Source organism: Zobellella sp. An-6, from assembly GCF_052487945.1.
In genome coordinates this window covers 1,343,748-1,357,433 of the sequence record NZ_CP199259.1, presented here as the reverse complement: position 1 = coordinate 1,357,433, position 13,686 = coordinate 1,343,748, and the positions used below count along the sequence as shown (strand labels likewise).

Here is a 13,686-nt window from a genome sequence, read left to right as displayed (position 1 = left end):
CACTAAACTCCGTCACACTCAACCCTCGCGTTTGGCACACATCAGTTCGGCGGAGCACACCAGTTCGCCGTTCACGGTGGCCACACCGGTAAACTTGGCGATACCGCGGCGCTCCTTCAGGTATTCTACATCCAGGATCAGCTGATCTCCCGGCACCACCGGACGCTTGAAGCGGGCGTTGTCGATGGAGGCGAAGTAGTACAGCTCGTTCGGTTTGGGCTTGCCGACCATCTTGAAGGCCAGTATGCCGGTGGCCTGGGCCATGGCTTCCAGGATCAGCACGCCGGGAAACACCGGCTTCTGGGGGAAGTGGCCGGTAAACATCGGCTCGTTGAAGGAGACGTTCTTGATGCCTCTCAGGGTCTTGCGCTCGGGGCTAATTTCATAATGAGCCACCCGATCCACCATCAGAAAGGGGTAACGGTGCGGCAACAGTTCCAGGATTTCCTGGATATCCAACTGATTCAGTTCGTTATTCAAAATGTAACCCTACCAATCGCTTAGTTTTTTGTCCAAACAGTCGATCCTGGTGCAGCCGGCGCGACCGGGTACCGCACGCAGACACGCCGTAAACCCATTCCTGGGGCTCCGCCGCGCCATCCCTGGCGCGGAGGGTCTGCTTGGCGGTGCCCGGCCGCTGCCTCCAGTGACCTACTCTTCGGAACTGTTATTTAGTTCTTTTTCAAGCCGGCTGAGCCGCTTGTGCATGTCGTCGATACGCATCACCCGCGCCGCCGTTTTTCGCCACTCTTTGTTGGTCTGCAACGGTATCCCGGAAGAATAGACCCCGGGTTCGGTAATGGGCCGCATCACCATGGCCATGCCGGTGATGGTCACCCCATCACAGATCTCCATATGACCGTTGAAAACCGACGCACCGCCAATGATACAATATTTACCGACTTTCAGACTACCGGCCATGATGGTACCACCGGCCATGGCGGTGCCATAGCCGATCTCCACGTTATGGGCGATCTGGCACTGGTTGTCGATGATGACGTTGTCGGCGATGCGGGTATCGCCCAGGGCTCCGCGGTCTATGGTGGTGCAGGCGCCGATCTCCACCCGGTTGCCGATCACCACGCCGCCGAGCTGGGGGATCTTGACCCATTCGCCCTTGTTGTTGGCATAGCCGAAGCCATCGGCGCCGATCACCGCCCCCGACTGCACCAGGCAGTCGCAGCCCAATACCACGTTGTGGTAGAGGGTAACGTTGGCCCACAGCCGGGTTCGGGCCCCCAGCCGGGTATTTTTGCCGACAAAGCAGCCGGGACCGACGATGACGCCCGCGTCCAGCACCACGCCCGACTCGATTACCGCGTTGGCGCCGATGGCCACGCCCTCGCCCAGCACGGCATCCTCCGCGATGACGGCGCTGGGGTGGATATCCACCGCCGGTGCCGGCGTGGTGTCGAGCCGCTGGGCCGCCAGGGCGAAGCCGAGGTAAGGGTCGGCCATCACCAGGCTCGCCACCGGGCAGGCATCGCGGTCTTCGGCTTTCAGAATAACGGCGCTTGCCTTGGTGTCGGCCAACAGGTGTCGGTACTTGCTGTCCGACAAAAAGGCCACCTCACCCGGGCCGGCCTTGTCCAGGGTATTGACCCGGCTGATTTCCAGCCCAGGCTCCCCCTTCAGCTCGGCGCCCAGGTGGCCGGCCAGCTCTTGCAGCGTTACGTTCATTGACCGCTCTCTTACTTGCTTGCTCGGCTGATCACCTGCTCGGTGATGTCGAGGGAAGGAGACACATAGATGGCGGCGCTGCGCTCGATCACCAGCTCCAGTCCCTGGGCCTTGGTGATCTCGTCTATCGCCGCCTTGATGCGAGCCAGCATTTTCTGACGCTCTTCATGCTCGCGGCGAGCCTGATCTTCCTCCAGGGAACGACGCTTCTGCACATAAGCCCCCTGCATCTCGTTCAGTTTCTTCTGGGCCTCGGCCTTTTGCTGATCGTTCATAAAGGCCATGTCTTTCTGCTGTTTTTCCACGAAGCTGCGGCCGTCGGCTTCCAGTTTCTGCACTTCCTTGACCCGGCTTTCAAACTCTTTCTGCAACTGGTTGGCCACCACCTGGCGCTGCGGCATTTTCTGGAACACTTCGGCGGTGTCCACCACCGCAATCTTCACGCTTTGGGCCTGGGCCACGCCGGCGGTCAACACCAGCGCCATCACGCCCAACATCTTCATCATTCGTTTCAAGATAACACTCCTGTTTAAGTAAATGTGAGGTGTGAGGTGCTACTAATCCTTCACTCTTCACGCCTCACGCCTCACGCCTCACAACGTTAGAAGGTCCGGCCGATATTAAAGTTAAACACTTCGGTTCTGTCACCCTCGACATCCTTGATCGGCGTGGCCAGGGAGAACACCAGGGGACCCAGGGGCGACAACCACTGCATGCTGACCCCCGCAGACGCCCGGAAGTTGGACAGATCACCGAAATCGTAGATCAGCTCACAGCTGCTGACACAGTCCAGATCATAGGCCGTGTATTCGGTATCCCAGACGGTGCCGACGTCCACGAACAGGCTGGTTCGCAGCGACCCCTGGGCCTCTTCACCGGCGAAGGGCGTCGGCACAATCAGCTCGGCCGAGCCCGCCAGCAGGGCGTTACCGCCGATGGAGCTGTCGGAGCCGCGCAGGCCGCTGCCTTCGGGATAAATGGCCCGCGGGCCCACCGAGTTGCTCTTGAAACCACGCAGGGTGCTGAAGCCGCCACCGTAGTAGTTCTCGAAGAAGGGCAGCCGCTGGCTGCCATTGCTGGCGTCACCATAACCATTGCCGTAGGCGGCACGGAATTTGCCGTGCAACACCCAGTTGTGGGCCCGGTCCAGCGGGAAATAATGGGCGTCGTCGAAGCTCAGCTTGTAGTACTGCAGATCCGAGCCGGGCACCGTTACCTTGGCATTCAGGCTCTGACGGCTGCCGGCCGTGGGGAAGAAGCCCCGGTTCAGGGTATTGCGGGTCCAGCCGGCACTGATGTCGAAGGTATTGAAACTGATCTCGTTTTCGCTGCCGACGTTTTCTCCGTGCAGGACCCAGAAGTCGTCCAGCTGCAGATAGCTGTCTTCCGGTTTGCCCAGGGAGTTGTGCTCGAAGCCGGTGCTGAAGTTCAGGCTGTTGGTTTCATTGATCGGGAAACCGCTGAGGATGCGGGCACCGTAGGTGGTGCTGTCGTAGTCCGCCAGGTTGGCGTCCCTCGCCTCGAACTCGCGATAGTAGAGGCGACCGCCCAGGCTGACCCCGTCCACGGTGAAATAGGGGTCCGTGTACTCCAGGGACACGTCCTTGGAATAGTCGTTCATCTGGGAGTTGATCCCCACCCGGTTGCCGGTGCCGAGGAAGTTGTCCTGCTGCAGGCCGGCCTGGATGCTGAAGCCCGAGTCGGTGCCGTAGCCGATACCGAAGTTGATGGAGCCGGCGGGCTGCTCCTTGACGGTGACCTCCAGGTCGACCAGGTCGTCTTCCCCCGGTACCCGGCGGGTCTCGACCTGCACATCGGAGAAATAGCCCAGCCGGTTCAGGCGGGTACGGGACTGCTCGACGTTCTCGCTCGACAGCCAGGTCCCTTCCACCTGGCGCATCTCCCGGCGCAGCACCTCATCCTTGGTAATGATGTTGCCACCGAAGTTGATTCGGCGGACATAGACCCGGTTGCCCGGTTCGATGTTGACGATCAGCTCGACCTGCTTGGTCGCCTCGTCGATCTGCGGGAAGGTATTGATGGTCGGGTAGGCGTAGCCGAAGCGGCCCAGAAACTTGGACAAGACCTCTTCCAGGTGCGTCACGTCGGCGGCGGAGTAGAGATCCCCCGCCTGCATCGGCACCATGGCCTCCAGCTCGCTACGGCGGTCGATCAGATCCCCCCGCAGGCTCACGCTTGAAACCCGGTACTGCTCGCCTTCCTCCACGTTCAGGGTGATGTAGACCCCTTCCCGGTCCGGCGACATGGACACCTGGGTGGAGGTCACTTCCGCCTTGAGGTAGCCCCTGTCCCGGTAGTAGGAGCGCAGGGTCTCGATATCGCCGGCCAATTTCTGCTTCTGGTAGCGCTGATCGGCCATGAAGTTCCACCAGGGCACGCTGTCGGACAATTCCAGCTGGGCCAGCAGTTGCTCTTCGCTGAACGCCTTGTTGCCGACGATATTGATCTGCTTGATCTCGGCGGCCGGGCCTTCCACAAATTCAAACTTCAGATCCACCCGGTTGCGGGGCAGCGGCGTCAGCACCGCCTTGACCTCGGCGGAGTACTTACCCACCCCGTAATAGAAGTCTTCCAGCCCTTGCTCGAGCGAGCTCAGGGTAGTGCGATCCAGCGGTTCGCCCACCCGCACCCCGGCGCCTTCCAGGCTCTCACGCAACTGCTCGTCTTTGATTTCCTTGTTGCCGCTGAAGCTGATCCCGGAGATGGTGGGGCGCTCGGTTACCTGAACCACCAGGACGTTGCCGTCACGCAACAGCTGCACGTCTTCGAAGTTGCCCGAGGCATAAAGGCTCTTGATCGCCTCGGACAGGCGGGCGGCATCCACTTCCTCGCCGACCCGTACCGGCAGGCTGAGCAGGGCGGCCCCCAGGGTAACCCGTTGCAGACCGTTGACCCGAATATCCTGAACAACAAAGGGGGTCGTGTCGCTCTGTGCCTGGGCCAGCATGCTGGCGCCCAACAGGCAGGAGGCGACAAGCGTTTTTTTAACTGCCATTATTAGACGTTATCCTTGTGTCGTTCGCCTTAGAGGCGAGCAAAATCATTAAACAGCGCCAGCCCCATCAGCATCAGCAACAGGGCCGCCCCAATCTTAAAGCCGATTTCTTGTATTTTTTCCGGCACCGGCCGTCCGGTGACCGCTTCCACCAGATAAAACAGCAGGTGGCCGCCGTCCAGCACCGGCAAGGGCAACAGGTTGATGATGCCGAGATTCACACTGACCAGTGCCAGAAAGCCGAGAAAATACACCAGCCCGAACTCGGCGCTGACCCCCGCCCCCTTGGCGATGGAAATGGGTCCACTCAGGTTGTCGACCGATACAATACCCGTAAGTAGCTTGCCGATCATCTGAAAGGTGAGCACCGTCAACTCCCAGGTGCGCTTGATGCCGGCCCCGATGGCGGCCAGGGGACCATAGCTGAGCTCGAACCGGTACTGCTCCGCCACCGGCAACACCTCAGGTGCCAGGCCGGCGTAACCGATCACCCGCTCCCGGTCTTCCCGCCGCTCCGGCGTCAGGGTCAGCGCCACATTCTGACCCGCGCGCTGTACCAGGAGTTCCATCGGCAGCTCGGGAGAGGCCTGGATCAGTTCGACCACCTGGCTCCAGTGGCCCAGGGGTGCACCGTCCACCGCCAGCAGGGTATCGCCGGCTTGAACCCCGGCCTGGGCCGCCGGCCCGCCGCTCACCACCTCGGCCACGGTCAGGGTCAGCTCCGGTCCCACCGGCACCAGCCCCAGGGCATTGATGGGCGAGGTTTCGTCCGGGTTGAACTGCCACTGTTCGAGGGGGATCCGGTATTCCCGGCGCTGGCCGTAGCCGTCCTGCACCTCGAAACGGGTCTGTACATCACCCAAGCGGCCGATCAGGGCGAAGTTTACGTCCTCCCAGGTACGCACGCTACGTCCGTCGATGGCAACTATCTCCATGCCCGGGGCCAGTCCCCCCTGGGCCGCCGGTGAGCCGGGCGTGACCTCGTTCAGCACCGGCTTCACCGCCGGCACCCCTATCATGAACATCAGCCAGAAGGCGAACACCGCAAACAGGAAATTGGCCATCGGGCCGGCCACCACTATCGCCATTCGCGCCCACACCGACTTGCTGTCGAACGCCTGATGACGCTGCTCCGGAGAGATCTCGTCCACCCGGCCGTCCAGCATCTTCACATAGCCGCCCAAGGGGATCATGGCCACCACATATTCGGTGCCGTCTTTGCCCAGGCGACGCCAGATCGGCTTGCCGAAGCCGATGGAAAAGCGCTCTACCTTCACCCCGTTGCGTCGTGCCACCCAGAAGTGGCCGAACTCATGCACCGCCACCAGGATGCCGAGGGCGACGATAAAGGCGCCCAGGTTCCACAATACGCCTGTCATCATCGTCTCCTGATTATCTCTGTTGCATTACGACGGGCCTGGCCATCCAGCTCGAGGATATCTTCCAGGCTGCTTACCCTGGTTAGACCCAGATTTTGCACCACCGTCTCATTCACCGCCGCTATTCCCGGATAGTCCAGCCCGCCGGCCAGGAAGGCGGACACCGCCACCTCGTTGGCGGCATTGAGCGCCGTGGTGGCGCCCTGCCCCGCCGCACAGGCGTCGATGGCGAGCCGCAGGCAGGGATAGCGGGCCATGTCCGGCGCCATAAAGGTCAGTTCCCCCAGACGGCAGAAGTCCAGCGGCGCCACCCCCGAGCTGATGCGTTCCGGCCAGGCCAGGGCGTGGGCGATGGGGGTCATCATATCCGGCTGGCCCAACTGGGCCAAGACGGAGCCATCCGAGTACTGTACCATGGAGTGGATCACCGACTGGGGGTGCACCAGCACCTCCAACTGCTCGGGCGGGGCATTGAACAGCCAGCGTGCCTCTATGTATTCCAGCCCCTTGTTCATCATGGTGGCCGAGTCCACCGAAATCTTGGGCCCCATGGACCAGTTGGGGTGCGCCACCGCCTGGGCCGGAGTCACCGCCACCAGCTCCGCCACCGGGGTATAGCGGAAAGGTCCGCCGGAGCCGGTCAGCAGTATCTTGCCGATGCCGGCCTCCACCAGGCTGCCCCGTCCCGGTGTCTGCTGCAGCTCGGGCGGCAGGCACTGAAAGATGGCATTGTGTTCGCTGTCGACCGGTAGCAGCCGGGCACCGTGCCGATGCACCGCCTCGATAAACAGCTCGCCGCTCATCACCAGCGCCTCTTTGTTGGCCAGCAGCACCCGCTTGCCCGCCCGCACCGCCGCCAGGGTCGGCAGCAGGCCGGCGGCACCGACGATGGCCGCCATCACGCAGCTCACCTCCGGCTCCGCCGCCACCTCGCACAGGGCCGCCATCCCGCCCAACACCCGGGTGGAAGACCCCAGCTCCGCCAGCCGGCGACGCAGCTCGCGAGCGGCCCCTTCATCGGCCATCACCGCATAGCGGGGAGCGAACTCCAGGCAGTCGGCCAGCATCTTCTCCACCTGCCGGCCGGCGGTGAGCGCGAATACGGAAAAACGCTCCGGATGGCGGCGCACCACGGCCAAGGTGCTCTGGCCGATGGAGCCGGTGGCGCCGAGCAGGGTCAACATTTCCATCAATTCCCCCAGCCCAGCAGCTGCACCATCACAATAAAGACCGGCAAGGCGGCGGTCAGGCTGTCGATCCGGTCCATGATGCCGCCATGTCCCGGCAGTATCTGACCGGAATCCTTGATGCCCGCTTCCCGCTTGAACATGCTCTCAACCAGATCGCCCAGCACGGAGGCAAACACCGCCACCACCGAGGCCAGCAGCAAGACGCCGCTTTCACGCCACGGCAGGCCAAGCGCCTGGGTCACCCCCAGCGCCAGCAAGCTGGCCGCAACCACTCCGCCCAGCATGCCTTCGATGGTTTTGCCCGGACTGACCCGAGGACAGAGCTTGTGGCGGCCTATGGCCTTGCCCACGAAATAGGCGCCGGTGTCCGCCGCCCATACCAGGGACATCACGAACAGCAACAGCCAGGCGCCGAAGAAAGGATTATGCTCGTACTGGTAACTGCGCAGCACCAGCAGGGCCCAGAAGAAAGGGATCAGGCTCATCAGGGCGAACAGGGACTTCAGCCAGAGGTGCTCCCGCCACAGGGTGGCGGAGCGGGGATAGGCCAACACCAGTCCCAGCGCCAGCAGCCACCACAGGGCACCGCCGTGGAGCACCGCCGTCACCCAGGGGTGCAACCCGGCGGCCCAGATCTGTTCGATGGGCACCGACGCCATCAGGGCGATCAACACCAGGGCCAAAGACACCATCACCACATTGGCCTTGCGGGCATCGATAAAACGCCCCCACTCCCGGCCGGCCAGCAGGAAAACGCCGGTGGCGAACAGGGCGAAAAACGGCAGCGGCAACAGGAAAATGGCGGCCAGCACCAAGGGGATCAGGCACAGGGCCGTTATGATTCTAAGCTTCAGCAAGCAATATCCTCTCTTATTGAAGTGAGGGGAGCACCGAGTTGAGGCGTGAGAGGTCAGCGGTGAGAAGAACCTCTCCCCACGCCCCACTCCTTGCTCCTGACCTCTTTTATATATCCATAGTGCCTGGCCCCGCAGGGTCGATTTCAATCTCCCCTGCACGACGTGAGGGCTGAGGGGTGAAGCCTGAGGTCAGGTGGAATTCGCCTCATGCCTAATACCTCACGTTTCACCCCTCACGTTCCGTCACCAGGGCGCGGATCTGCGCACCGGTGCAGCCGAAGCGGCGCTCCCGCTCCACGAAGGCGGCCACCGCCTCGCTGAAGGTATCTTCGGCGAAGTCGGGCCAGAGCACGGGGGTGAAATAGAGCTCGGCGTAGGCCAGCTGCCAAAGCAGAAAGTTGCTGATGCGCTGTTCGCCGCCGGTGCGGATCAGCAGATCCACCGGTGCCAGATCGGCCAACTGCATATGCACATCCAGATGTTGTTCGGTTATATCGGCAGGGGCCAGCTCACCGGCCGCTACCAGCTCGCCCAGCCGGCGGGCCGCCTGGGTGATGTCCCAGCGGCCACCATAGTTGGCGGCGATATTGAGAGTCAGGCCGGTATTGGCGGCGGTCAAGGCCTCGGCGTCGGCGATCTTGCGTTGCAGATGGTCGCTGAAGGCGCCGCGCTCGCCGATGATCCGCAAGCGGATATTGTTGCGGTGCAGTTTGCGCACCTCCGAGCCCAATACGGCAATAAAGAGGCCCATCAGGGCGCTGATTTCCTCTTCGGGACGGCGCCAGTTCTCGCTGGAAAAGGCGAACAGGGTAAGGGCGTCGAGGCCGAGCTTGTAGGCGAAGGTGACCGCTTCGCGCACCGCCTTCACCCCGGCCTTGTGACCACTCACCCGAAACTTGCCGCGCTGCTCGGCCCAACGACCGTTGCCGTCCATGATGATGGCGACGTGTCGGGGTAGCTGGGATAGCTCGTTGAATGCTGCCGTTGTTGGCATCGAATCACTCCTGCGCAAAGACAAACGCCGTGCAGGCAGCTACACGGCGTCGGCTACTATACCTGATGTAAGTATCAGATTTCCATTAACTCTTTCTCTTTGGCGGCGAGCGCTTCGTCCACCTGCTTGATGTAGAGATCGGTCAGTTTCTGGATGTCGTCCTGGGCGCGACGGTCGTCGTCCTCGGAAATTTCCTTGTCTTTCAACAGGGCTTTCAAATCACCGTTGGCATCGCGACGGATGTTGCGGATAGCCACCCGGCCCTGTTCGGCTTCATGGCGGACCACCTTGATCAGATCCTTGCGGCGCTCTTCGTTCAGCGGCGGCAGCGGAATACGGATGGTGGTGCCGGCGCTGGAGGGGTTCAGGCCCAGGTCGGAACTCATGATGGCCTTTTCCACCGCCTGGATCATGGAGCGGTCGAACACCGTCACCGCCAGGGTACGGGAGTCTTCGGTGGTGATGTTGCCCACCTGCTTGAGCGGGGTGGAGCTGCCGTAGTAGTCCACGTAGATGGTGTCGAGCAGGCTGGGATGGGCCCGGCCGGTACGCACCTTGTTCATCTGGGTTTTCAGCGCTTCCACGCTTTTTTCCATCCGCACCTTGGCGTCGTTCTTAATGTCGTTAATCACTGTCGTTATCCTCTTTGGTCCTGGGTGAAGTGTCAGACGTGGGCGTGAGGGGCATCGCCTCCCGCCTCCCGCCTGACACCTCACTCCACAGAGTTACTTGCGGCAGATAAGGGTCCCTTCGGTTTCCCCCATCACGGCACGTCGCAGCGCGCCCGGCTTATTCATATTAAACACCCGTATCGGCAGGTTGTGATCCCGTGCCAGGGTAAAGGCGGCCAAATCCATCACCTTGAGCTCCCGCTCCAGCACGTCGCCATAGTCGAGATGGTGGAACAGCTCCGCCTCGGGGTTCTTCATGGGATCTTCGCTGAACACGCCGTCCACCTTGGTGGCCTTCAAGACGACGTCGGCTTCGATCTCGATGCCACGCAGGCAGGCGGCAGAATCGGTGGTGAAGAAGGGGTTGCCGGTACCGGCGGAGAAGATCACCACCCGCCCCTTGCGCAGCAGGCTGATGGCTTCCGCCCAGTTGTAGCTGTCGCACATGCCTTCCAGGGTAATGGCGGACATCAGGCGAGCATTCACATAAGCACGGTGCAGGGCATCACGCATGGCCAGGCCGTTCATCACGGTCGCCAACATACCCATGTGGTCGCCCACCACGCGGTTCATTCCCGCCTTGGCCAGGCCCGCACCACGAAACAGGTTGCCGCCGCCGATCACCAGGCCGACCTGAACGCCCAATTCAACCAGTTCCTTGATTTCCTGCGCCATACGCTCCAGTACGGCGGGGTCGATACCAAAGCCTTCTTCCCCTTGCAGCGCCTCGCCGCTCAGTTTAAGAAGAATGCGTCTGTATGCGGGTTTAGGATTGGTACTCATGCTTTTCTATTCCTGGTCATAGAAAGACCGCGACGGGTGTCGCGGTCTGGATAGCACTAAAATGGCGGGAATTAACCCTTGGCGGCAGCGATTTGCGCCTGAACTTCGGCGGCGAAGTCTTCTTCTTTACGCTCGATGCCTTCACCCACTTCGAAGCGGACGAAGCCCAGGGCGTCGGCGCCTTTCTGCTTCAGCACGTCGCCAACGGAGACGGACGGATCCTTGACGAAGGGCTGACCGGTCAGGGAGATTTCGCCGGTGAACTTCTTCATGCGGCCTTCAACCATCTTCTCGGCGATGTCTTTCGGCTTGCCGGAGTTGACGGCGATGTCCACCTGGATTTCGCGCTCCTTGGCCACCACTTCTTCGGACACGTCTTCGGGCTTGACGAACTGCGGGCTGCAGGCAGCCACGTGCATGGCCACGTCTTTGGCCACTTCTTCGTCACCGCCTTTCAGGTTGGCGATAACGCCGATGCGGGAGCCGTGCAGGTAGGTGGTCAGGTTGTCGCCTTCCACCAGCACGATGCGGCGCAGGCTCATGTTCTCGCCGATCTTGGCGATCAGGTTGGTGAGGGTGGTTTCCACGCTCTCGCCGTTCTCGAACTCGGCGGCCTTCAGGGCATCCAGGTCGCTGATCTTGTTGGCCAGGGCGATGTCGGCCACTTTCTCGCCGAAGGCGCGGAAGCCGGCGTCCTTGGCAACGAAGTCGGTTTCGCTGTTCAGCTCGATCATCACGGCAACATTGCCTTGCTGGCGCACCAGGATGATGCCTTCGGCGGCGATGCGGCCGGCTTTCTTGGCGGCTTTGGCCTGGCCGGACTTACGCATGTCCTCAATGGCCTTCTCAATGTCGCCATTGGCTTCGATCAGGGCTTTTTTACAATCCATCATGCCGGCGCCAGTGCGCTCGCGCAGTTCTTTTACCAGGGCGGCGGAAATATTTGCCATCTCTAATATCCTCGGTCTTGGTCTACAAGAAAACAGGGGCACGAGGCCCCTGTTAACCCATTACTTGCGTATGGTTAATAAAGGCTTAAGCGCTTCGCTCAGACTTTATTATTCTTCAACGACGTAGTTGTCTTCGGCTTGCACGGCCAAGTCTTGCGCACGGGCGGTGGTCACGGCGTCAGCAGCGGCGTTCAGGTACAGCTGAACGGCGCGGATGGCGTCATCGTTACCGGGAACGATGTAATCGATGCCGTCCGGGTTAGAGTTGGTGTCCACTACCGCAACCACAGGAATGCCCAGGTTGTTGGCTTCCTTGATGGCGATGTGTTCGTGATCGGCGTCGATGACGAACAGTACGTCGGGCAGACCGCCCATGTCCTTGATACCGCCCAGGGACTTCTCCAGCTTCTCCATTTCGCGAGTGCGCATCAGCGCCTCTTTCTTGGTCAGCTTGTCGAAGGTACCGTCTTGAGATTGGGTTTCCAGCTCTTTCAGGCGGCTGATGGATTGACGTACGGTTTTCCAGTTGGTCAGCATGCCACCCAGCCAGCGGTGGTTGACATAGAACTGATCACACTTGGTAGCGGCTTCTTTAACGGCTTCAGAGGCTGCGCGCTTGGTACCAACAAACAGGATTTTACCTTTCTTGGAAGCAACGTTGCCCAGGTAGTTCAGGGCGTCGTTGAACATGGGTACTGTTTTTTCCAGGTTGATGATGTGAACCCGGTTGCTGGCGCCGAAAATGAAGGGCTTCATCTTGGGGTTCCAGAAACGGGTCTGGTGACCGAAGTGAACGCCGGCTTTCAGCATGTCGCGCATAGATACTTGTGCCATGATTTCCTCTAAATAAATGTATTGGGTTAGGCCTCCACACATCCCATGGCTCCGACCCTAAGGCACCCTGGAGCATGTGCCGATGTGTGTGTGTGTTAAAAAGTGAATGTAGTTGTAACCAGCCGAGCCGCAGGCCTGGCTGTTACGGCGCGCTTTATACCATGAAAGCCGACCGCGCGCCAGCACGAGCCGCGATTCATGGCGAGAGCACCACTGGAAGTTAAGCACACTTGGGGTTACACTTTTTCCCCTTTATCGGCTTGGGCCGACAGCCGCCCCGAGAGAAACAGACGCGACAGAACCGGGCGCCAAAACCACAGAGACATATATGAGCATAGTCATAAAAACCCCGGAACAAATAGAAAAGATGCGCGTGGCCGGCCGCCTGGCCGCCGAGGTGCTGGAAATGATCGAACCTCACGTCAGGGCTGGCGTGACCACCGACGAGCTGAACCAGATCTGCCATGACTATATCGTCAACGAACAGCAGGCCATCCCGGCGCCGCTTAACTACCACGGCTTTCCCAAGTCCATCTGCACCTCGGTTAACCACGTGATTTGCCACGGCATTCCGTCCGACAAGAAACTGAAAGACGGCGACATCATCAATATCGACATCACGGTGATCAAGGACGGCTACCATGGCGACACCTCCAAGATGTTCCTGGTGGGCAAGCCCAGCATCATGGCCGAGCGGCTGTGCCGGGTGACCCAGGAATGCATGGAAATCGGCATAAAGATGGTGAAGCACGGGGTGCGCCTGGGCGACATCGGCGCCGCCATCCAGCAACATGCGGAAGCCCACAACTATTCGGTGGTGCGGGAATACTGCGGTCACGGCATCGGAAGCGAGTTCCACGAAGAGCCCCAGGTACTGCACTACGGCAAACCGGGCACCGGCGAAGTACTGCAGGCCGGCATGTGCCTGACCATAGAGCCGATGATCAACGTGGGCAAACGCCACAGCAAGATGCTGGGCGACGGCTGGACGGTGGTGACCAAGGACCGCAGCCTGTCGGCCCAGTACGAGCACACCATTCTGGTGACCGAGGACGGCTGCGAAGTGCTGACCCTGCGCAAGGACGACCGCCTGCCGCGTATTATCAAGGCGTGAGGCAATGGTATAGCCCTCGCTTCCGCTTAGAGGCAAGCGCCGCGCCCTGGAGCGCAGGCGGCTCGCCTGCTTTCCCGCGAAGCGGGAACCGCTAAACCGTAGGGTCCACTTCAGTGGACCACCCCACCGTCGGCGCCGGGTTTGGTCGAATAAATTCGACCCTACAGACCCAATGCCACACCCACACCAGGACATGACACCCATGCGGGCCGTCCCAT

The 13,686-nt window shown here is 61.0% G+C and carries 13 protein-coding genes; 1 reads left to right on the top strand and 12 read right to left on the bottom strand.

Translation table 11 applies throughout. The annotated features are described in order from the left end of the window. Positions 1 to 18 precede the first annotated feature (18 nt). The 12 genes from fabZ to rpsB all read right to left on the bottom strand — a co-directional run bounded on the left by fabZ (position 19) and on the right by rpsB (position 12,354). Complete coding sequence (gene fabZ, locus ACT7DK_RS06315) at positions 19 to 480, bottom strand: 3-hydroxyacyl-ACP dehydratase FabZ (RefSeq protein WP_094040470.1); 462 nt, start codon at positions 478 to 480, stop codon at positions 19 to 21. A 171-nt stretch (positions 481 to 651) separates the two neighbouring features. Next, entirely contained in the window at positions 652 to 1,680 is a 1,029-nt protein-coding gene (gene lpxD / locus ACT7DK_RS06310; RefSeq protein WP_445397405.1) for a UDP-3-O-(3-hydroxymyristoyl)glucosamine N-acyltransferase, read from the bottom strand. Between the two features lie 11 nt (positions 1,681 to 1,691). Next, a complete protein-coding gene (locus tag ACT7DK_RS06305; RefSeq protein WP_445402291.1) occupies positions 1,692 to 2,186 on the bottom strand; it encodes an OmpH family outer membrane protein in 495 nt (164 codons plus the stop codon). 95 nt (positions 2,187 to 2,281) lie between these two features. Beyond that, positions 2,282 to 4,696 carry an outer membrane protein assembly factor BamA gene (gene bamA, locus ACT7DK_RS06300; RefSeq protein WP_445397403.1) on the bottom strand — a complete coding sequence of 805 codons (2,415 nt, stop codon included), beginning with the start codon at positions 4,694 to 4,696 and terminating at the stop codon, positions 2,282 to 2,284. A 29-nt stretch (positions 4,697 to 4,725) separates the two neighbouring features. Continuing rightward, positions 4,726 to 6,075, bottom strand: coding sequence for a sigma E protease regulator RseP (gene rseP / locus ACT7DK_RS06295; RefSeq protein WP_445397401.1), 1,350 nt, complete (start codon positions 6,073 to 6,075; stop codon positions 4,726 to 4,728). Continuing rightward, positions 6,075 to 7,265: a 1-deoxy-D-xylulose-5-phosphate reductoisomerase gene (gene ispC / locus ACT7DK_RS06290; RefSeq protein ID WP_445397400.1), complete on the bottom strand. Its 1,191-nt coding sequence runs from the start codon at positions 7,263 to 7,265 to the stop codon at positions 6,075 to 6,077. Before ispC ends, rseP begins: the two co-directional genes overlap by 1 nt. Then, on the bottom strand, positions 7,265 to 8,122 hold the full coding sequence (locus ACT7DK_RS06285; protein WP_445397398.1) for a phosphatidate cytidylyltransferase: 858 nt from the start codon (positions 8,120 to 8,122) through the stop codon (positions 7,265 to 7,267). Before ACT7DK_RS06285 ends, ispC begins: the two co-directional genes overlap by 1 nt. A gap of 226 nt (positions 8,123 to 8,348) precedes the next feature. Next, on the bottom strand, positions 8,349 to 9,116 hold the full coding sequence (uppS, locus tag ACT7DK_RS06280) for a polyprenyl diphosphate synthase (protein ID WP_445397396.1): 768 nt from the start codon (positions 9,114 to 9,116) through the stop codon (positions 8,349 to 8,351). Between the two features lie 74 nt (positions 9,117 to 9,190). Next, positions 9,191 to 9,748 carry a ribosome recycling factor gene (gene frr, locus ACT7DK_RS06275; RefSeq protein ID WP_445397394.1) on the bottom strand — a complete coding sequence of 186 codons (558 nt, stop codon included), beginning with the start codon at positions 9,746 to 9,748 and terminating at the stop codon, positions 9,191 to 9,193. A gap of 93 nt (positions 9,749 to 9,841) precedes the next feature. Beyond that, positions 9,842 to 10,570: a UMP kinase gene (gene pyrH, locus ACT7DK_RS06270; RefSeq protein WP_445397392.1), complete on the bottom strand. Its 729-nt coding sequence runs from the start codon at positions 10,568 to 10,570 to the stop codon at positions 9,842 to 9,844. Between the two features lie 71 nt (positions 10,571 to 10,641). Continuing rightward, positions 10,642 to 11,520 (bottom strand): translation elongation factor Ts, encoded by an 879-nt coding sequence (tsf, locus tag ACT7DK_RS06265; protein ID WP_445397390.1) that lies wholly within the window; start codon positions 11,518 to 11,520, stop codon positions 10,642 to 10,644. Positions 11,521 to 11,628: 108 nt separating this feature from the next. After that, entirely contained in the window at positions 11,629 to 12,354 is a 726-nt protein-coding gene (gene rpsB / locus ACT7DK_RS06260) for a 30S ribosomal protein S2 (protein WP_445397388.1), read from the bottom strand. 328 nt (positions 12,355 to 12,682) lie between these two features. Between rpsB and map the strand changes: the two genes are divergently transcribed. After that, positions 12,683 to 13,468 carry a type I methionyl aminopeptidase gene (gene map, locus ACT7DK_RS06255; RefSeq protein ID WP_445397386.1) on the top strand — a complete coding sequence of 262 codons (786 nt, stop codon included), beginning with the start codon at positions 12,683 to 12,685 and terminating at the stop codon, positions 13,466 to 13,468. Positions 13,469 to 13,686 lie beyond the last annotated feature (218 nt).